Here is a 21,498-nt window from a genome sequence, read left to right as displayed (position 1 = left end):
TGATGAAATCTGTCCAAAATGGACGGATTTCTTTATTTTTATCCATGTAAGGGTTTACATAATATGTATAAACACTATAATAGATTTGTGTTAAAACTTGTGAAGTTTTTAACAAGTATTCAAAGGAGTTTCATATGACTAAACAAACTAAAGATGTTCAAACAGTAATAGATGAATTGGCAACAAAAGGTGTTGAAGCCCTCGATGCCATGGCTAACTTTAAGCAGGAGCAAGTGGACCACATTGTTCACCAAGCTGCGATTGCTGCTCTAGATAAACATATGTATTTGGCAAAATTGGCTGTTGATGAAACAGGCCGTGGTATTTATGAAGATAAAGCCATCAAAAACATGTATGCTTCTGAATACATTTGGAATAGTATTAAATATGACAAGCCAGTAGGCGTTATCGCTGAAGATAAAGAACAAGGTTTGGTTTCTATCGCTGAGCCAGTAGGCGTTATCTGTGGGGTGACACCAACAACTAACCCAACCTCAACAACGATTTTCAAAGCCCTTATCGCTCTTTAGACTCGCAACTCTATTGTCTTTGCCTTCCACCCATCAGCTCAAAAATCATCTGCAGAGGCAGCTCGTATCGTCCGTAATGCAGCTATTGAAGCGGGTGCACCTAAGAACTGTATTCAGTGGATTGAAGAGCCATCTATCGAAGCAACTGGTCTTTTGATGAACCATCCTAAGATTGCCACAGTACTTGCGACTGGTGGGCCTGGTATGGTTAAGGCAGCTTATTCAACTGGTTAAACCTGCTCTTGGTGTAGGCGCTGGGAATGTCCCATCTTATATTGCTGCTGATGCTAAAGTTAAGCGTGCTGTCAATGATATCATCGTTTCAAAAACTTTTGACAATGGTATGATTTGTTCTTCTGAACAAGTAGCTATCGTTGACGCAGCTATTTATGATGAAGTTAAGGCTGAATTTGAAGCACATCAATGTGTCATTATTTCTAAAAAAGCTGATATTGCTAAATTGGAAAAAGTAGTTCTTAATGAAGCACGTATAGCTGTAAACGGCGCTATTGTAGGTCACTCAGCTATCGAAATTGCTGAAAAAGCTGGTCTTAAAGTACCTAAAGGAACAAAAATGCTTTTGGCAGAAATTCCAGATGCAACAATGGAACACCCACTTGCCTTGGAAAAATTGTCTCCAGTACTTGCCCTTATCAAATCTGATGGCGTTGAAGATGGATTCAAAAAAGCAGAAGGCATGCTCAATTTGGGAGGTATTGGACATACAGCTGTTATTCACACTGAAAATGAAGAGCTCCAACTCCAATACGGTATCCGTATGAAAGCTTGCCGTATCTTGGTGAATAGTCCATCGGCTGAAGGTGGCATTGGTAATATCTATAACAACATGATTCCATCATTAACTCTTGGTTGTGGTTCACACGGTCATAACTCAATTTCACACAATGTTAGCTCATTTGATCTCTTGAATGTCAAGACATTGTCAAAGCGTCGCAATAACATGCAATGGTTTCGTGTCCCACCAAAAATCTTCTTCGAAAAAGATTCAATAACTTACTTGCGTCACATTGAAGCTGACCGGGTGATGTTGGTTTGTGACCCTGGTATGGTTCAGTTTGGTTACGCTGACTTGGTTAAACGCAATTGGAACTTAACCGCCATAGACCAGCAGTAGATGTTTTCTCAGATGTTGAGCCAAATCCATCTACAATACAGTTTATAAAGGGTTGGAACGTTTTGTAGACATCCAACCAGATGTGATTATCGCTCTTGGTGGTGGTTCTGCAATGGATGCTGCTAAGGCTATCTGGATGTTCTTTGAATACCTAGATGTAAGCTTCTTCGGTGCTAAACAAAAATTCTTGGATATCCGTAAACGTACCTACAAGATTCCTTACGCTCAGAAGACACAATTCATCTGTATCCCAACAACTTCAGGGACAGGATCAGAAGTGACGTCATTTGCGGTTATCACTGATAGTGAAACTCACATCAAGTATCCATTGGCAGATTACGCTTTGACTCCAGATATGGCCATCGTTGACCCTGCTTTAGTAATAAGTGTGCCTGCTAGTGTTACAGCGGATACAGGTATGGACCGTTTTGACGCACGCTATTGAGTCTTACGTATCAGTAATGGCTAGCGACTATACACGTGGCCTCTCACTTCAAGCGATTAAACTTGTTTTTGAAAATCTCGAACATTCTTACCACTTTGGTGATGAAGAATCACGTGAAAAGATGCATAATGCGTCTACAATGGCTGGTATGGCCTTTGCCAATGCCTTCCTTGGTATCAACCACTCACTAGCTCACAAGGTCGGTCCTATGTTTGACATTCCACACGGACGTACCAATGCGATTTTGATGCCTCACGTAATCCTCAAAAACACGCTATGTTCCCTAAATATGATTACTTCCGTGCAGACAAGGATTACGCAGACATCGCTCGTTTCATGGGATGGGGTACTGATAAACAATCAGATGCTGAATTGGTTGAAGTTTTGGCACAAAAAGTTTACGAATTGGGTGTTGCCGTGGGGATCAACATGAACTGGAAAGGCCAAGGGGTTACGAAGAAACTTCTTCAAGACACTGTCTATACTTTGGCAGAGCATGCGTACGAAGACCAAGATACAACTTGCTAATTCCAAAGAACCTCTTATTTCAGAATTGAAAGAAATTGTCGAAGTTGCCTTTGACTACAAAGGTTAAGTGATAGCCTAAAGTAGCTCTATGAGGGCTACTTTTTTGCTAAAGGCTACTATATTAGAGTGATTATCCAAATTAAAAATAAAGGGCTTTCCTGAATAAGATAGAAAACGCTTTAAAAAATTGTTATAATAACCTTACGGTAAAATAAAGAGAGTTCTATGACAAAAGAAGAAGGACTTGGTTTGAATGCCACAGTGCATCTTCTCAATCCTCAGGAAATGAGGCCATCAAGGGTCTCCATATGAAGGGAATAGAGCGACTAATAAGTTTAAAGAGATTTAATGTTGATAGGATGGTAACTGTTTACTTCAATCCTGGTCAAAAATTAAAAGAATCAAGGGACACAGTAACTTCAAAGAATAGTGTGGTGAGGGTAAATCAAAAGATATCAATTTTTCAACTAAGAATGATACCAAAGATAAATTTTAAAAGAAAATCTGGGATAGAAATTCCGGATTTTTTCCGATATTTAAATGAAATTAAACAAGTGAAATCCGAATGATTCTCTCACAAGTTACAATATGTGTAGAAATTTTCTGACAATTATGCTACAATAGAGTCAAAGACTATCTAAAAAAGAGGATTTACCATGACACTTGTATACCAATCAACACGTGACGAAAACAATAAAGTAACAGCTAGTCAGGCTATTCTTCAAGGATTGGCAACAGATGGTGGCTTGTTTACTCCACTGACAACACCTGAAGTTACTTTAGACTTTGATCACTTGAAAGATGCTTCTTACCAAGAAGTTGCTAAATTAGTTTTGTCTGCTTTCTTGGATGATTTTACTGAAGAAGAATTGGATTACTGTATCACAAATGCTTATGATGATAAGTTTGATACAGCTGCCATTGCTCCAGTGGTCAAACTTCAAAACCATTACAACCTTGAGCTTTTTCATGGTTCTACCATTGCTTTCAAAGATATGGCGCTTTCAATATTGCCCTATTTGCTAACAACATCAGCTAAGAAACAAGGTGTTGATAACAAAATTGTTATTTTGACAGCGACATCAGGTGATACTGGTAAAGCTGCCATGGCTGGTTTTGCAGATGTCCCTGAAACTGAAATTATTGTCTTTTATCCAAAAGATGGCGTTTCAAAAATCCAAGAATTGCAAATGACAACTCAAGCAGGTGCTAATACTCATGTTATTGCAATTGATGGTAACTTTGATGATGCCCAAACAAATGTGAAACGTATGTTTAACGATGTTGATTTGCGTGAGAAATTGTTGACTCATCATATGCAATTCTCATCAGCTAACTCAATGAACATTGGTCGTTTGGTACCACAAGTGGTTTACTATGTGTATGCCTATGCGCAGTTGGTGAAGGCAGGTCATATCAAAAATGGGGATAAGGTTAACTTCACAGTACCAACAGGAAATTTTGGTAACATCTTGGCGGCTTACTATGCAGGTCAAATTGGTGTTCCAGTTGGTAAAATAATCTGTGCTTCTAACGAAAATAATGTCCTTACAGACTTCTTTGCAACAGGTACTTATGACAAGAAACGTGACTTCAAGGTAACGACAAGTCCTTCTATGGACATTTTGGTATCTTCTAACCTAGAACGCTTGATTTTCCATCTCCTTGGTAATGATGCGGTTAAGACTAAAGAGCTTATGGATACGCTTGTGACTAAAGGTGAGTACACTTTGGCTGATGCAGATAAAGGTATCCTTGATTTGTTTGCAGCGGGATTTGCAACTGAGGATGAAACAGCTGCTGAAATCAAACGTGTTTATGAAGAAGACAAGTATATTGAAGATCCTCACACAGCGGTTGCCTCAGCTGTTTACGAAGCATACGTTCAAAAGACAGATGATCACACACCAACAGTTATCGCTTCAACAGCTAGTCCATACAAGTTCCCACGTGTAGCGGTTTCAGCTGTTACTGGTAAAGATAGTGGTGATGACTTCAAGGCGGTAGAAGACTTGCACCAACTTTCAGGAGTAGATATCCCAGCTGCTGTAGATGGACTTGAACGTGCAGAAGTTCGCCATAAAACAGTTGTTGCTGCAGCTGATATGCAGAAAGCAGTTGAGAGCTATCTTGGTGTATAAGAAAAAAATAGGAGCTGAGAAATCAGCCCTATTTTTATCAATATAAAAGAAAATATTATGACAGAAACAAAGAAAATTTTAAACATAGCCTTACCGGCTATGGCTGAGAACCTCTTACAAATGTTGATGGGGATTGTCGATTCTTACCTAGTAGCTCAGGTTGGTATTGTTGCTATATCGGGGGTTTCCGTGGCCAATAATATCATTACGATTTATCAGGCTATCTTCATTGCGCTGGGGGCTTCGAGTGCTAGTGTCATTGCTAGAAGCCTAGGAAAAGGAGACGTTAAAGCGACTAACAGGGATATCTGGGATGCTATTATTATTACTCTTGCTCTTAGTATCGTCTTGGGTCTACTCTCCATTTTTTTTGGTGGAGCCATTCTTAATCTTCTGGGAACTGAGCAATCTGTGACTCAGGCTGGCAGCCTCTATTTGGCTATAGTCGGTGGAGGTGTGATCTTTCTGGCTTTGATGACTACCTTTGGTAACATACTACGAGCCAAGGGACGTCCTCGTATTTCCATGGTCGTCAGTCTTTTGACCAATCTTCTTAACGCTCTTCTATCTTCTTTGGCTATTTTTGTTGGACATTGGGGGATTATTGGGGTAGCTACAGCTACGGTTTTTTCTCGCCTAGTTGGGACAGTCATATTATGGACTGCAATGAAATTGGATGTGAAACAGTTTGAAGTTACCAAACCTTTTAACAAGGAATTGTTGGGAATTGTTCTACCAGCAGCAGGTGAGCGGTTGATGATGCGTGCAGGGGATGTTGTTATAGTGGCCATCATCGTTACCTTTGGTACAGCAGTTGTTGGTGGTAATGCCATTGGTGAAAATCTCACCCAGTTTAACTATATGCCAGGTATGGGGGTAGCTACAGCCACGGTTATCTTGGTTGCCAATAGTTTGGGGCGAGGGGATACGGCGCAGATGAAGCGTATTATACGAGAGTCTTACTGGATTTCAACTTTCTTGATGGTTTTGGTTTCTGGAAGCATCTTACTTTTTGGCCGGGGCTTGTCAAGTTTCTTTACAGATAACAAAGTAGCTATTGCTGCTAGTCAGGTCGTTATTCTTTATTCATTCCTAGGAAATCCCGTAACTTCGGCGACTTTAGTCTTCACAGCAGCCTGGCAAGGTCTTGGGAAGGCCAAGATACCTTTTTACGCAACGACTATTGGGATGTGGCTAATCCGAATTTTCTCAGGCTACTTCCTAGGAGTGAGTTTGAGAATGGGCCTTGCAGGTGTCTGGATTGCAACGGTTGTTGATAATATATGGCGTGCGATCTTTCTCTACGTGATGTATCGTCATTATCTCGCAAAGAGACAGTTTAGATAATAACATGATGGGGAGATGCTTTTATTTAAAAGGTATCTTCTTCTTATTTTTTACAAGTAGTCTCGAATATGATAGAATAAACTGATAAAAACTTTTTGAGGTAGTAATTATGACTGTAAAAATCAATACAAAAGATGGTCAAATCGAATTGTCAGATGATGTCATCGCAACAGTAGTTGGCGGTTCAGCAACAGAAATTTTTGGCGTTGTCGGTATGGCAAGTAAGAGTGCTATCCGAGATAATTTTCAAGCACTTCTTGGAAAAGAAAACTACGCAAAAGGAGTTGTCGTGAAATCTACTGATGCAGGTATCGCTGTGGATGTCTACACTGTTATGAGTTATGGTGTTAAGATTAGTGAGGTTTCAAAAAATATTCAAGAACGTGTGAAATTTAATCTTGAGAATCAACTCGGTATTAAGACAGAGGCAGTAAATGTTTACGTTCAAAATATCAAAGTCGTAGGAGAAAACTAGTGTCTAAAATTACAACAAGCTTACTTCAGGAGATGGTCCAAGCAGCAGCAACGCGTCTAGGTAAGCAAGCAGAATATGTGAATTCACTCAATGTCTTCCCAGTACCAGATGGAGATACTGGAACTAACATGGGAATGACTATGGATAATGGAGCCAAAGCTGTCGCAGATCAAACAGCTTCAACAGTTGGTGAAGTTGGTCAGATTTTGTCTAAAGGTCTCTTGATGGGTGCCCGTGGTAACTCAGGTGTTATTACGTCACAATTGTTTCGTGGTTTTGGTCAAAGCATCAAGGATAAAACGGAACTTGACGGCCAAGATCTAGCTCACGCCTTCCAATCAGGTGTTGAAGTTGCGTATAAAGCTGTTATGAAACCTGTCGAAGGAACAATCCTTACAGTATCACGTGGTGCAGCTTCAGCAGCGATTAAGAAAGCTGAGTCTACTAATGATGCTGTTGAGGTTATGCGTGCAGCTCTTGACGGAGCTAAGGCCGCTTTGGCTAAGACACCAGAGATGCTTCCAGTATTGAAAGAAGTTGGTGTAGTAGACTCAGGTGGTCAAGGTTTAGTCTTTATTTATGAAGGTTTCTTGTCAGCCCTAACAGGTGAGTATATCGCTTCAGAGGACTTCCAAGCGACACCAGCTACTATGACAGAGATGATCAATGCAGAACATCATAAGGCAGTTGCAGGTCATGTTGCAACAGAAGATATTACCTTCGGGTACTGTACGGAAATCGTGATTGGTCTCAAACAAGGTCCAACTTATGTGAGAGACTTTGACTATGAGGAGTTTCAAAATTACTTGAGTAATCTTGGGGATTCTCTCCTTGTTGTTAACGACGATGAAATTGTAAAAGTTCACGTCCATACAGAGGATCCGGGTCTTGTCATGCAAGAAGGCCTTAAATATGGTGCTCTTGTCAAAGTTAAGGTTGAAAACATGCGTAAACAACACGATGCACAAGTTCAAAAAGCAGCAGCCATTCAAGCTTCGCCTTCTGCTCCTAAAGACTTTGCCTTTATTGCAGTTGTTGCCGGAGATGGACTTGCAGATATCTTTAAATCACAAGGAGTTGACTATGTGATTTCAGGTGGTCAAACAATGAACCCATCAACGGAGGATATCGTTAAGGCTATTGAGCAGGTTAATGCCAAGAATGTTATCATCTTGCCAAATAATAAAAACATCTTTATGGCAGCACAATCAGCCACTGAAGTAGTGAATATTAATGCGGCTGTTGTTGAAACACGTACAGTTCCACAAGGCTTTAGAAGCTTGCTTGCTTTCGATCCAAACCAAAGTATCGAAGCTAATGTTGAAGCTATGACAGTTAGTCTTTCGGATGTAACAAGTGGTAGCGTGACTTTGGCAGTACGTGACACAACTATTGATGGCCTTGAAATTCATGAAAATGATATCCTTGGTATGGTAGACGGTAAGATTCTTGTATCTACACCAGATATGGATCAAGCCCTTCTTGATACCTTTGAAAAGATGATTGACGAAGACAGCGAAATTGTTATGATTTACGTCGGCGAAGAAGGCAATCAAGAACAAGCACAAGCGCTCGCTGAAAAATTGGAAGAGATTCATGAAGATATCGAAGTTGAAATCTTCCAAGGGGACCAACCTGTGTACCCATATATCTTTAGCGTTGAATAATTTAAAAATAATCATTTTGGAAGTCTTAGGGCTTCCTTTTTTGTTTAAATAGTTTCGATACTAAAAAGTCATTTTTTGGAATTACAGAAATATTCCGAAAATTAATTGACATTACCTTCCAAAGTGGTAACATATGTTGTAAGAAATTTTATAGATTGAAGGTAAGATCATGAGAAGTGATATGATCAAAGTTGGTGTTGATAAAGCACCAGCACGTGGCCTTTTGTATGCGACTGGACAGGTTAAATCTTCTAAGGATATGCAAAAGCCCTTTATTGCTATTTGTAATTCTTATATTGATATTGTTCCAGGACATGTCCACCTACGTGAATTAGCGGATATTGCCAAGGAGGCTATCCGTGAAGCTGGTGGTATTCCTTTTGAGTTTAATACTATTGGTGTGGATGACGGGATTGCCATGGGATATATTGGGATGCGTTACAGCCTCCCTTCACGAGAATTAATTGCTGATGCTGCAGAAACCGTTATTAATGCCCACTGGTTTGACGGTGTGTTCTATATCCCAAACTGTGATAAGATTACACCAGGAATGATTTTGGCAGCCATGCGTACTAATGTGCCGGCGGTATTCTGTTCAGGTGGACCTATGAAGGGTGGCGTTGATATGACTGGTCATCAGGCTACTTTATCAAGCTTGTTTGAAGCTGTAGGTACTTACCAGTCTGGAGATATGAGCAAGGAAGAGCTTGATTATTTAGAAAAAAATGCCTGTCCAACTTGTGGTTCATGTTCAGGAATGTTTACTGCTAACTCAATGAACTGTTTAATGGAAGTTTTGGGTCTTGCCCTTCCAGGTAACGGTACTATCCTAGCTGTTTCAGACGAACGTCGTGAATTGGTTCGTCAAGCAGCCACAAAATTAATGGATAACATCAAAAATAATGTTCGCCCACGTGATATTGTGACCAAAGAAGCCATCGATGATGCTTTTGCTCTAGATATGGCTATGGGTGGTTCAACCAATACCGTTCTTCATACCCTTGCTATTGCGCGTGAGGCTGGTATTGACTATGACCTTAAGGACATTAATGATATTGCTAAGAAGACACCTTATCTCTCTAAAATTGCTCCCTCCAGCATCTATACCATGCATGATGTACATGAAGCAGGTGGTGTTCCAGCCATTATTAATCAGTTGATCAAGAAAGGTGCCATTAAGGGTGATCGTATTACGGTTACTGGTAAAACCTTAAAAGAAAATGTAGCTGGTGCTAAAATCAAAAATGAAGAAATTATCCATCCAATCGAGCAACCTATTTCACTGGTTGGCGGTTTGTCTATCCTTTATGGAAATATTGCTCAGGATGGGGCTGTTATCAAGGTTGGTGGTGTAGATCCATCCGTTAAAACTTTCCGTGGTAAGGCTATTTGTTGCGATTCACAAGCTCAAGCTCTTGAATTGATTGATAATGGAACAGTTAAGAAGGGCCATGTTGTTGTCATTCGTTACGAAGGTCCTCAGGGTGGTCCTGGTATGCCAGAGATGTTAGCGCCAACCTCTAAGATTGTAGGCCGCGGTCTTGGCAAGGATGTTGCTCTGATTACTGATGGTCGTTTCTCAGGAGCAACTCGTGGTATTGCTATTGGTCACGTATCTCCAGAAGCTGCGGAAGGTGGCAATATAGCTCTGATTGAAGATGGGGATGAAATTGTGATTAATCTTCCGAATCGTACCCTTGATTTGCTCGTTGATGATGTGACACTTGAAGCACGCCGTAAGCACTTGAAGCCTTTCAAATCTAAGATCTCAAGTGGCTGGTTGCGCCGTTACACTGCTTTTGCTAAATCAGCTAATGTCGGAGGAACTCTTATGAGTGATGAAGAATTTGAAGAACGTAAAGCAGAACGTCAGGCACAAGAAAAAAACTAAGAATATTATTTCCGAAGAGTTTGTGATATTTTTCTCTGAAACCCTTGCAAATTTAGTTAAAAATGTTATTATAGTATACAAGGTTTTGAATTTTTAGACAATTCGAAAAAAACAATTGTTAAAGGAGGTCCATGTGGAGAAAATTGAACTTGAAGAAGCACGCTCTGGTGCTGATTTGATTCTTGATACACTTCTCGAACTTGGGATTTCAACCATTTTTGGGTATCCTGGCGGAGCGGTTCTTCCTTTGTATGATGCTATTTACAAAAATGAAGAGATTAATCATATTTTGTCTCGTCATGAGCAAGGAAGCCTGCATGAAGCTGAAGGTTATGCTAAATCAACTGGGAAACTTGGTGTTGCTCTTGTAACGAGTGGTCCCGGTGCAACGAATGCTATTACTGGGATTGCAGATGCTATGAGTGATAGTGTACCTCTTCTGGTCTTTACGGGTCAGGTAGCAACATCAGGTATTGGTAAAGATGCCTTCCAAGAAGCTGACATTGTCGGAATTACCATGCCAATTACCAAATACAACTACCAGATTCGTGATACGGCTGATATTCCTCGTATTATTCGAGAAGCGGTTCATATCGCAACGACAGGACGTCCTGGTCCGGTTGTTATAGACCTTCCAAAAGATGTTGTAGCTAAGGAAACTACCTTCATCAACGATCCTGAAATCAATCTTCCAAGTTACCAACCGACGCTAAGACCAAACGAGATGCAAATTAATAAAATCTTGAAACAGTTGGGTAAAGCTAAGAAGCCGGTTATTGTAGCTGGAGGTGGAGTGGCTTATTCTGAATCTGCTAAGGAGCTAGTTGCTTTTGCAGAACGCTACCAAATTCCTGTTGTTACAAGTCTTCTAGGTCAGGGAACAATTGCTACTAGTCACCCCCTCTTTTTGGGTATGGGTGGTATGCACGGTTCGTATGCAGCTAATATTGCTATGACTGATGCTGACTTTATGATTGCCATAGGTTGTCGTTTTGATGACCGCTTGACAGGTAATCCAAAAACATTTGCTAAGAATGCAAAGGTTGTTCATATTGATGTGGATCCGGCTGAGATTGGCAAGATTATTGCGGTAGATTTGCCAGTTGTTGGTGATGCCAAGCAAGCTCTTGAAATGCTCTTAGCAGAACCAGTGGTTAAGAATAACACTGAAAAATGGATTGAAAAAGTCAAAAAAGATAAAGAGCGTGTACGTTCTTACGATAAGAAAGAACGTATGGTACAGCCTCAGGCGGTTATCGAGCGTATCGGTGAATTGACCGAGGGTGATGCAGTTGTTGTCACTGACGTTGGGCAACATCAAATGTGGACAGCTCAGTATTATCCATATCAAAATGAGCGTCAATTGGTGACATCAGGTGGCCTTGGAACTATGGGATTTGGTGTTCCAGCAGCAATTGGTGCTAAAATTGCTAATCCTGATAAAGAAGTTATCCTCTTTGTTGGTGATGGTGGTTTCCAAATGACGAACCAAGAATTGGCTATTTTAAATATTTACAAGGTGTCAATCAAGGTTGTTATGTTGAATAACCACTCACTTGGTATGGTACGTCAATGGCAAGAGTCCTTCTACGAAGGGCGTACATCAGAGTCTGTCTTTAATGCTCTTCCTGATTTTCAACTGATGGCTCAAGCTTATGGGATTAAGTCTTATAAGTTTGATAATCCAGAAACGATTGATCAGGATTTGGAAGTTATCAAAGAGGATGTGCCAATGTTCATCGAGGTTGATATTTCTCGTAAAGAGCATGTTTTGCCAATCGTTCCAGCTGGTAAAAGTAATCATGAAATGTTGGGGGTGAAGTTCAATGCGTAGAATATTAACAGCTAAACTTCAGAACCGATCAGGTGTTCTTAACCGTTTCACTGGAGTGCTTTCACGCCGTCAGGTCAATATTGAGAGTATTTCCGTTGGAGCAACGGAAAATCCTGATGTTTCACGTATTACAATTATCATTGATGTGAATTCTCATAATGAGGTTGAGCAGATTATTAAACAGCTTAATCGTCAGATTGATGTGATTCGCATTCGTGACATCACTGATGTACCCCACTTGGAACGTGAGGTTATCTTGGTTAAGGTGTCGGCACCAACTTCTAAACGTGCTGAAATCTTGGCAATCATTCAACCTTTCCGTGCTTCGGTGGTGGATGTTGCACCAAGCTCTATTACTATCCAGATGACTGGAAATGCTGAAAAGAGTGAGGCGCTTCTACGAGTTATTCGACCTTACGGTATCAAGAATGTTGCTCGTACGGGTGCTACTGGATTTACCCGTGATTAAAAAATCCATTATAAATTTGTTAACCTAGCCTTAAAAAGGCAATTAAATATTATTTTAGAAAAGAGATATACTACTATGGCAGTTCAAATGGAATATGAAAAAGACGTAAAAGTACCAGCACTTGATGGTAAAAAAATCGCCGTTATTGGTTACGGTTCACAAGGTCACGCTCACTCACAAAACTTGCGTGATACAGGTCACGATGTTATCATCGGTGTTCGTCCAGGTAAATCATTTGATAAAGCTAAAGAAGATGGTTTTGATACTTACACAGTAGCAGAAGCAACTAAATTGGCTGATGTTATCATGATTTTGGCTCCAGACGAAATCCAACAAGAACTTTACGAAGCAGAAATCGCTCCAAATCTTGAAGCTGGTAACGCTGTTGGTTTTGCTCACGGTTTCAACATCCACTTTGAATTTATTAAAGTACCAGCAGATGTTGATGTATTTATGTGTGCACCTAAAGGACCAGGTCACTTGGTACGTCGTACATTTGAAGAAGGTTTTGGTGTACCTGCCCTTTACGCAGTATACCAAGATGCCACAGGTAACGCTAAAGACATCGCTATGGACTGGTGTAAAGGTATTGGTGCAGCACGTGTAGGTCTTCTTGAAACAACATACAAAGAAGAAACTGAAGAAGATTTGTTTGGTGAACAAGCAGTTCTTTGTGGTGGTTTGACTGCCCTTATCGAAACTGGTTTTGAAGTCTTGACTGAAGCTGGATATGCACCAGAATTGGCTTACTTTGAAGTACTTCACGAAATGAAATTAATCGTTGACTTGATTTACGAAGGTGGATTCAAGAAAATGCGTCAATCAATTTCTAACACTGCTGAATTCGGTGACTATGTATCAGGTCCACGTGTTATCACTGAACAAGTTAAAGAAAACATGAAAGCAGTTCTTGCTGATATCCAAAATGGTAAATTCGCTAATGACTTCGTTAACGACTATAAAGCTGGACGTCCAAAACTTACTGCTTACCGTGAAGAAGCTGCTAACCTTGAAATCGAAAAAGTTGGTGCTGAATTGCGTAAAGCAATGCCATTCGTTGGTCAAAACGACGATGATGCATTCAAAATCTATAACTAATGTGATAGTCTCAAAAACCAGCCTAGTGCTGGTTTTTTGTGTTCTTAAGAAAGTGGTTAGGTGTTAAGCTTATGGCTTTGTGTGTAAAAAAAATTCACTCCACTAGGGAGTGAGAATGGTCATAAATTAGTAAGTTAAAACAAAGTTTTTCTTCTTACCGCGACGGATAACAGTGATTTCATTGTCAATCTTATCGGTATCTGAAAGAGTGTAATCCAAGTCTTGCACGCGTTCACCGTTGATATAGATAGCACCGTTTTGCACGTCTTCACGTGCTTGACGTTTAGATGGTGAAATTTTAGCATTGACGAGAAGTTCAACAATGTTAAGATTTTCATCTGCTGAAATCTCATAGGTTGGAACACCATTGAGGGCAACTTTAAGGTCACGTGCTGAGAGGGCTTTAATGTTACCAGCGAAGAGTTGTTCGGTGATGTGAACAGCTTGTTCATAGGCTTCTTTACCGTGAACCAAAGTAACAACTTCGCGAGCCAGAACCTTTTGTGCTAAACGTTGGTGACGAGCTTGGTCAAATTCTTTACCGATTTCTTCGATTTCTTCAAGTGACAAGAAAGTGAAAATTTTCAAGAAACGAACGGCATCATCGTCCATAACGTTAAGCCAGAATTGGTACATTTCGTAAGGTGTTGTCTTAGTAGCGTCAAGCCAGACAGCGTTGCCTTCAGATTTGCCGAATTTTTTACCAGTTGAATCTGTGATAAGTGGAACTGTGATTACGTGTCCAGATTTGTCCGCTTTACGACGCAAGAGCTCAGTACCTGCTGTCATGTTACCCCATTGGTCAGAACCACCAATTTGTAGGGTTACGCCATATTTAGCATTGAGTTCATAGAAGTCGTAACCTTGCATAATTTGGTAAGCGAACTCAGTGTAAGAGATACCTGTTTCGATACGTTTCTTAACAGATTCCTTGCTCATCATGTAGTTAACTGTGAAGTATTTACCGACATCACGCAAGAAATCGATGAAACTAACTGAACCAAACCAGTCATAGTTGTTGACCATAACGGCTTTGTTATCACCATTTTCAAAATCAAGGAAGCGAGAGAGTTGGCCTTGGATTTTTTCTACCCAACCTTCAACGGTTTCTTTGGTTTGGAGGCTACGCTCAGCATCTTTAAATGATGGGTCACCAATCAAACCTGTCGCACCCCCAACGAGGGCGTAAGGTTTGTGGCCAGCCAATTGAAGGCGACGACTAGTAAGGATAGCGACGAGGTGTCCAAGGTGGAGACTGTCTGCTGTTGGGTCATAACCGGTGTAGAATGAGACTGGCCCTTCTTCAAAGGCTTTTACAAGGGCTTCTTCATCTGTGGTTTGAAAAATCAAGCCACGTGCTTTTAGTTCTTCAAAAATTGTCATGATATTCTCCAGTAAAGTATATTCTGCACCATTATACCAAAAGAAAGCAACCCTATGCAAGCTTTGTCAAAGTTTGCTATAATAGGCCTTGAGGTATTTCTATGAATTTTGAAAAAATAATAAATTATTTTAGACGGTTAGGGAAGGTTTTTCGTGAAAAGTTTGCCGGCCTCAATTTTAAAAAAAGAGATAAATCTTTGAAAGCAAGGAAGGCTGGAATTAAATCTAAGTGGAATCGTAAGAAAGCGGAGAAGTCGCCTGAAGACAGAGTAACAGTCTTAGACATGGCTGATGTTTTTTTAAAGACATTAAAGCTCTTGTCTGATTTCTTTTATGTGGTCATTATCGTCTTAACCTTGTTTGGTGCTGGGCTTGGCTTGGGTTATCTGGGCAGTCAGATACAGTCTGTTCCATTGATTAAGGATAAAACCTTGTTGAATCAGATTGGCGAGGTTAGTTTGGTGTCTTCGATGAGTTATTCTGATTCTAAAAAGATTGCTGATATTGATACGGACCTGCTTAGAACTCCTATTGAAAGTGATGCAATTTCTAATAATGTTAAAAATGCCATTATTGCTACTGAGGATGAAAATTTCAATAAGCATAAGGGGGTTGTACCAAAAGCTGTCTTTAGAGCCTTGGTATCTTCAGTCTTGGGGGTAGGTTCCTCTAGTGGTGGTTCAACCCTAACACAGCAGTTGATAAAACAACAGGTTACAGGAGATACTCCAACATTTAAACGTAAAGCGGCAGAGATTATCTATGCACTACAACTGGAACGTCATGCTTCGAAAAATGAAATTTTAACTGATTATCTGAATGTTTCTCCTTTTGGTCGTAACAACAAGGGGAAAAATATTGCTGGTATCGAAGAGGCTGCACAAGGGATCTTTGGGGTCTCTGCTGCAGATTTGACAGTTCCTCAGGCAGCTTATCTGGCAGGTTTACCACAGAGCCCGATTGTCTATTCACCCTATACTGCGGATGGTCAACTAAAAAATGAAAAAGATCTTTCCTATGGCTTGGCACGTCAGAAAGATGTGCTCTACAATCTCTATCGAGGCGGTTACCTAGATAAGTCACAATACGAAAGTTATAAGAGTTATGACGTTACTAAAGATTTCAAGGCTGGTGAGAATCCAGATGCTGTCAGTCATGACTATTTGTACTATTCAGTCATGTCTGAAGCTCAAGATATCATGTATGATTATTTGGTGAAGCGTGACAAGGTATCAAGTCAAGATTTGAAAAATGATAAGACAAAGGAAGCCTACCGTGAGATGGCTCTCCGAGAGCTACAAACAGGTGGTTATCATGTTAAGACAACAATTGACAATGCTGTCTACCATGCGATGCAAGATACTGCGAACCAATATGGAGATCTACTTGATCAGGGTGGAAATAACGGGGTCGAAGTTGGAAATGTACTCATGGACAATGCGACTGGAGCGATTTTAGGATTTGTTGGTGGTCGTAATTATGAGAATAACCAGAATAACCATGCCTTTGATACTGCTCGTTCTCCTGGATCTTCTATTAAGCCTATTATTGCTTATGGAATTGCCATTGACCAAGGTTTAATGGGTAGCTCAAGTATCCTTTCAAATTATCCAACTAATTTTACAGGTGGGACACCGATTCTTCATGATGGCGATAAGGGAACGGCCATGATGAATTTGCAAGAGGCGCTTAATACGTCGTGGAATATTCCTGCCTTTTGGACCTATCAAATGCTTCAACATCATGATGTTGACGTTGAGGGCTATATGACCAAGATGGGTTATAAGATTGCTAACTACAATATTGAGAGTCTGCCCCTTGGTGGTGGGATTGAAACTACTGTTGCTCAGCAGGTAAACGCCTATCAAATGCTTTCAAATGGCGGTGTTTATGAAAAAGGTTATATGATTGATAGTATTACTGATAGCACTGGTGAGGTTATTTATCAACATAAATCTAAAGGGGTTCAGGTCTTTACAAGGGCTACGGCTAGCATTATGGATAACTTACTTAAAGAAGTTGTGGTTAAGGGAGCGACAACCCAATTTTATTCGGAGTTGAAAAATGTCAATGGTGCAGCGGCCTCAGCTGACTGGATGGGTAAAACAGGGACGACTGATAACTTTGCTGATGCTTGGTTGGTTGTGTCGACGCCTGGCATTACCCTTGGGGGTTGGGCTGGTTATGATGACAATGCACCTACCAATTCTAAAACGGGTTACACTTACAATGCCCAATATATGGCTCGTTTGACTTCAGCCATCTATAATGCTAATCCAGGTATTTTCAAAACGGGAGATAAGTTTAATATAGATTCAAGCGCCATTAAGGCAAGTGTGCTCAAGTCGACAGGCCTTAAGCCAGCAACGGTATCGGTCAATGGCCGTAATGTCTCCGTAAGTGGTGAAATGGTTGATAGTTATTGGGCTAAAAATGGACCTGGCGATACAATCTACAAGTTTGCCATTGGTGGAACGGATAGTGACTACCAAAAAGCTTGGTCTAGTATTCTTGGAGAACATTAGGCTGTCTCAAATAATACTTGCAAAATAGTTAAAATTTAGGTACAATATAGACAACTATTTGTCGTCTTATTTGATTGAAATATTGTCCAATCAAGAGATACAGCAGTTAAATCAACGTTTTTTCGGTCAGATTTAGCTGCTATTTTTGTGCTTATTTTTAGGGTTTTTGGATTTTGTAATGAATATTTAAAAGTTCTAAAAATTCACATATTAAAGTTATCGCTTATCGTTAATCCGATAAGTCGATGTTAATATCTAATCACTTGTTATCGGGACAAGCAACCAAAAAAGGCAGGAGACAAATATTTAAAGTGCACGACTTGCAAAGCAGGTCTCGAATGTAGAAAAGGAGTAGAAGACTTGGCAGGACATGACGTTCAATACGGGAAGCATCGTACCCGTCGTAGTTTTTCAAGAATCAAAGAAGTTCTTGATTTACCAAACTTGATTGAAATCCAAACGGATTCATTCAAAGAATTCTTAGATACTGGTCTTAAAGAGGTTTTTGAGGATGTACTTCCTATTTCAAACTTCACAGACACCATGGAATTGGAATTTGTTGGTTATGAATTGAAGGAACCTAAGTATACACTTGAAGAAGCTCGTATCCATGATGCATCATACTCAGCACCAATCTTTGTGACTTTCCGTCTTATTAACAAAGAAACTGGTGAAATCAAAACTCAGGAAGTCTTCTTCGGAGATTTCCCAATTATGACTGAGATGGGTACTTTTATCATCAATGGTGGTGAACGTATTATCGTTTCTCAGTTGGTGCGCTCACCTGGTGTTTACTTTAACGATAAGGTCGATAAAAACGGTAAAGTGGGTTACGGATCAACAGTTATTCCTAACCGTGGGGCATGGCTTGAGCTTGAAACTGATTCAAAAGACATCGCCTACACTCGTATCGACCGTACGCGTAAGATTCCATTCACAACGCTTGTGCGTGCACTTGGATTCTCAGGTGATGACGAAATTGTTGATATCTTTGGTGATAGCGAGTTGGTTCGTAACACTATTGAAAAAGATATCCACAAAAATCCAGCAGATTCACGTACTGATGAAGCGCTTAAAGAAATTTATGAAAGACTTCGTCCAGGTGAACCAAAAACTGCTGACAGCTCACGTAGCTTGCTTGTAGCTCGTTTCTTTGACCCACGTCGTTACGACTTGGCTGCTGTTGGTCGTTACAAACTTAACAAAAAACTTAACATCAAGACGCGTCTTTTGGGGCAAACAATTGCTGAAAACTTGGTAGATCCTGAAACAGGTGAAATCCTTGTTGAAGCTGGGACTGAAATGACACGTGATGTGATTGATTCAATCGCAGAACACTTGGACGGTGATTTGAACAAATTTGTATACACACCAAACGATTATGCAGTGGTTACAGAACCTGTTGTTCTTCAAAAATTCAAGGTCGTTGCACCAAATGATCCAGATCGTGTGGTTACAATTGTTGGTAATGCCAATCCAGATGATAAAGTTCATGCTTTGACAACAGCGGATATCTTGGCTGAAATGAGCTACTTCCTCAACCTTGCTGAAGGTATCGGTAAAGTAGATGATATCGACCACCTTGGTAACCGTCGTATCCGTGCCGTTGGTGAATTGCTTGCTAACCAATTCCGTATTGGTTTGGCTCGTATGGAACGAAACGTGCGTGAACGTATGTCAGTTCAAGATAATGAAGCCTTGACACCACAACAAATCATCAATATTCGTCCTGTAACTGCAGCTGTTAAAGAATTCTTCGGTTCTTCACAGTTGTCACAGTTCATGGACCAGCACAACCCATTGTCAGAGTTGTCACACAAACGTCGTTTGTCAGCCTTGGGACCTGGTGGTTTGACACGTGACCGTGCCGGATATGAAGTTCGTGACGTGCATTACACGCACTACGGTCGTATGTGTCCAATTGAAACACCTGAAGGACCTAACATTGGTTTGATCAATAACTTGTCTACATACGGACGCCTTAACAAGTACGGTTTCATTCAAACACCATATCGTAAGGTTGACCGTGCAACTGGTAAAGTAACAAACGAAGTGGTTTGGTTGACTGCCGACGAAGAAGATGAGTACATAGTTGCTCAGGCTAACTCTAAATTGAACGAAGATGGAACATTTGCAGAAGAAATTGTCATGGGTCGTCACCAAGGTGTTAACCAAGAGTACCCATCACACCTTGTAGATTTCGTGGATGTTTCTCCTAAACAGGTAGTTGCCGTTGCGACAGCATGTATTCCTTTCTTGGAAAACGATGACTCTAACCGTGCCCTCATGGGTGCCAACATGCAACGTCAAGCTGTGCCATTGATTGATCCAAAAGCACCATTTGTTGGTACTGGTATGGAATATCAAGCTGCCCACGATTCAGGTGCTGCAGTTATCGCTAAACATGATGGTAAAGTTGTCTATTCTGATGCCGATAAGGTTGAAGTTCGTCGTGAAGATGGTTCTCTTGACGTCTATACTATTCAAAAATTCCGTCGTTCAAACTCAGGTACTGCGTATAACCAACGTACTTTGGTTAAGGTTGGTGATATTGTCGAAAAAGGAGATTTTATCGCTGATGGTCCATCTATGGAAGGTGGAGAAATGGCCCTCGGTCAAAACCCTATTGTCGCATACATGACATGGGAAGGTTATAACTTCGAGGATGCTGTTATCATGAGTGAACGCCTAGTGAAAGACGATGTTTATACATCTGTTCACTTGGAAGAATTCGAATCAGAAACACGTGATACAAAGCTTGGACCTGAAGAAATCACACGTGAATTGCCAAACGTTAGTGAAGAAGCCCTTAAAGACCTTGACGAAATGGGTATTATCCGTATCGGTGCTGAGGTTAAAGAGGGTGATATTCTTGTTGGTAAGGTAACACCTAAGGGTGAAAAAGACCTTTCTGCTGAAGAACGTCTTCTCCATGCTATCTTTGGTGATAAATCTCGTGAAGTGCGTGATACATCACTCCGTGTACCTCATGGTGGTGATGGTGTCGTTCGTGATGTTAAAATCTTTACACGTGCAAACGGTGATGAATTGCAATCAGGTGTTAACATGCTTGTTCGTGTTTACATCGCTCAAAAACGTAAAATCAAGGTCGGAGATAAGATGGCTGGTCGTCACGGTAACAAAGGGGTTGTTTCTCGTATTGTTCCTGTTGAAGACATGCCTTACCTTCCAGACGGTACACCAGTTGACATCATGTTGAACCCTCTTGGGGTGCCATCACGTATGAACATTGGTCAGGTTATGGAACTTCACCTTGGTATGGCTGCTCGTAACTTGGGTATCTACATCGCAACACCAGTCTTTGATGGGGCAAGCTCAGAAGATCTCTGGGATACTGTTCGTGAAGCTGGTATGGATAGTGATGCTAAGACAATCCTTTACGATGGACGTACAGGAGAACCATTTGATAACCGTGTGTCAGTTGGTGTCATGTACATGATCAAACTTCACCACATGGTAGATGATAAACTTCACGCTCGTTCGGTAGGTCCTTACTCACTCGTTACCCAACAACCTCTTGGTGGTAAAGCACAATTTGGTGGACAACGTTTCGGTGAGATGGAGGTTTGGGCTCTTGAAGCTTATGGTGCTTCAAACATTCTTCAAGAAATCTTGACTTACAAGTCAGATGACGTTAACGGACGTTTGAAAGCCTATGAAGCTATCACTAAAGGAAAACCTATTCCAAAACCAGGTGTACCAGAATCATTCCGAGTACTCGTTAAAGAATTGCAATCACTTGGTCTTGATATGCGTGTTCTTGATGAGGATGACTATGAAGTTGAATTGCGTGATCTTGATGAAGGTGAAGATGATGACGTCATGCACGTTGATGATCTTGAAAAAGCACGTGTACAACAAGCCAAAGAAGCTGCTGAATTAGAAAAAGCTAAAGAAGAAGCTTTAGATAAAACAGAATAAAATAAGCTTTAGAGAGGGAGTTAAATCTCTCTGCTAAGGTAGCTGATAAAGGTGAAAATAGCGCTGCTATTGTCAATAGAACAAAAGA

11 protein-coding genes and 1 pseudogene are annotated in these 21,498 nt (G+C 40.6%); 11 read left to right on the top strand and 1 reads right to left on the bottom strand.

Annotated elements, in window-relative coordinates:
* Window positions 1-134: 134 nt before the first annotated feature.
* The 9 genes and pseudogenes from adhE to ilvC all read left to right on the top strand — a co-directional run bounded on the left by adhE (window position 135) and on the right by ilvC (window position 13,560).
* Window positions 135-2,705 (top strand): annotated as a pseudogene (gene adhE / locus E3C75_RS01160) (bifunctional acetaldehyde-CoA/alcohol dehydrogenase).
* A 589-nt stretch (window positions 2,706-3,294) separates the two neighbouring features.
* A complete protein-coding gene (gene thrC, locus E3C75_RS01155) occupies window positions 3,295-4,779 on the top strand; it encodes a threonine synthase (RefSeq protein ID WP_100262278.1) in 1,485 nt (494 codons plus the stop codon).
* A gap of 57 nt (window positions 4,780-4,836) precedes the next feature.
* Entirely contained in the window at window positions 4,837-6,126 is a 1,290-nt protein-coding gene (locus E3C75_RS01150; protein ID WP_084829145.1) for an MATE family efflux transporter, read from the top strand.
* A gap of 109 nt (window positions 6,127-6,235) precedes the next feature.
* Window positions 6,236-6,601 carry an Asp23/Gls24 family envelope stress response protein gene (locus tag E3C75_RS01145; RefSeq protein ID WP_011681698.1) on the top strand — a complete coding sequence of 122 codons (366 nt, stop codon included), beginning with the start codon at window positions 6,236-6,238 and terminating at the stop codon, window positions 6,599-6,601.
* Window positions 6,601-8,268 carry a DAK2 domain-containing protein gene (locus tag E3C75_RS01140; RefSeq protein ID WP_162173394.1) on the top strand — a complete coding sequence of 556 codons (1,668 nt, stop codon included), beginning with the start codon at window positions 6,601-6,603 and terminating at the stop codon, window positions 8,266-8,268. Before E3C75_RS01145 ends, E3C75_RS01140 begins: the two co-directional genes overlap by 1 nt.
* Window positions 8,269-8,437: 169 nt before the next feature.
* Window positions 8,438-10,159: a dihydroxy-acid dehydratase gene (gene ilvD, locus E3C75_RS01135; RefSeq protein ID WP_100262277.1), complete on the top strand. Its 1,722-nt coding sequence runs from the start codon at window positions 8,438-8,440 to the stop codon at window positions 10,157-10,159.
* 133 nt (window positions 10,160-10,292) lie between these two features.
* Window positions 10,293-11,993: an acetolactate synthase large subunit gene (locus E3C75_RS01130; protein WP_071417494.1), complete on the top strand. Its 1,701-nt coding sequence runs from the start codon at window positions 10,293-10,295 to the stop codon at window positions 11,991-11,993.
* On the top strand, window positions 11,986-12,462 hold the full coding sequence (gene ilvN / locus E3C75_RS01125; RefSeq protein ID WP_084830840.1) for an acetolactate synthase small subunit: 477 nt from the start codon (window positions 11,986-11,988) through the stop codon (window positions 12,460-12,462). The genes E3C75_RS01130 and ilvN overlap by 8 nt, the downstream gene beginning before the upstream one ends.
* A 75-nt stretch (window positions 12,463-12,537) precedes the next feature.
* A complete protein-coding gene (gene ilvC / locus E3C75_RS01120) occupies window positions 12,538-13,560 on the top strand; it encodes a ketol-acid reductoisomerase (RefSeq protein ID WP_002952054.1) in 1,023 nt (340 codons plus the stop codon).
* Between the two features lie 126 nt (window positions 13,561-13,686).
* Here the strand turns inward: ilvC and tyrS are convergent, their stop codons facing one another.
* Window positions 13,687-14,943, bottom strand: coding sequence for a tyrosine--tRNA ligase (gene tyrS, locus E3C75_RS01115; RefSeq protein ID WP_084829139.1), 1,257 nt, complete (start codon window positions 14,941-14,943; stop codon window positions 13,687-13,689).
* Between the two features lie 101 nt (window positions 14,944-15,044).
* Here tyrS and pbp1b point away from each other — a divergent pair, with 101 nt between their 5' ends.
* Both pbp1b and rpoB read left to right on the top strand, forming a co-directional pair.
* On the top strand, window positions 15,045-17,468 hold the full coding sequence (gene pbp1b / locus E3C75_RS01110; protein WP_023909985.1) for a penicillin-binding protein PBP1B: 2,424 nt from the start codon (window positions 15,045-15,047) through the stop codon (window positions 17,466-17,468).
* Window positions 17,469-17,828: 360 nt separating this feature from the next.
* Window positions 17,829-21,410: a DNA-directed RNA polymerase subunit beta gene (rpoB, locus tag E3C75_RS01105; protein WP_014622007.1), complete on the top strand. Its 3,582-nt coding sequence runs from the start codon at window positions 17,829-17,831 to the stop codon at window positions 21,408-21,410.
* Window positions 21,411-21,498 lie beyond the last annotated feature (88 nt).

It is taken from the genome of Streptococcus thermophilus, assembly GCF_010120595.1.
GTDB lineage: Bacteria > Bacillota > Bacilli > Lactobacillales > Streptococcaceae > Streptococcus > Streptococcus thermophilus.
The sequence above is the reverse complement of the archived record's forward strand: the minus strand, read 5'-3'. Positions and strand labels throughout refer to the sequence as shown.

Bases quoted from the DNA above. Each gene is read 5' to 3' on its own strand.
- thrC (WP_100262278.1), top strand. From the start codon at position 3,295: ATGACACTTGTATACCAATCAACACGTGACGAAAACAATAAAGTAACA.
- E3C75_RS01150 (WP_084829145.1), top strand. From the start codon at position 4,837: ATGACAGAAACAAAGAAAATTTTAAACATAGCCTTACCGGCTATGGCT.
- E3C75_RS01145 (WP_011681698.1), top strand. From the start codon at position 6,236: ATGACTGTAAAAATCAATACAAAAGATGGTCAAATCGAATTGTCAGAT.
- ilvD (WP_100262277.1), top strand. From the start codon at position 8,438: ATGAGAAGTGATATGATCAAAGTTGGTGTTGATAAAGCACCAGCACGT.
- ilvN (WP_084830840.1), top strand. From the start codon at position 11,986: ATGCGTAGAATATTAACAGCTAAACTTCAGAACCGATCAGGTGTTCTT.
- ilvC (WP_002952054.1), top strand. From the start codon at position 12,538: ATGGCAGTTCAAATGGAATATGAAAAAGACGTAAAAGTACCAGCACTT.
- tyrS (WP_084829139.1), bottom strand. From the start codon at position 14,943: ATGACAATTTTTGAAGAACTAAAAGCACGTGGCTTGATTTTTCAAACC.
- pbp1b (WP_023909985.1), top strand. From the start codon at position 15,045: ATGAATTTTGAAAAAATAATAAATTATTTTAGACGGTTAGGGAAGGTT.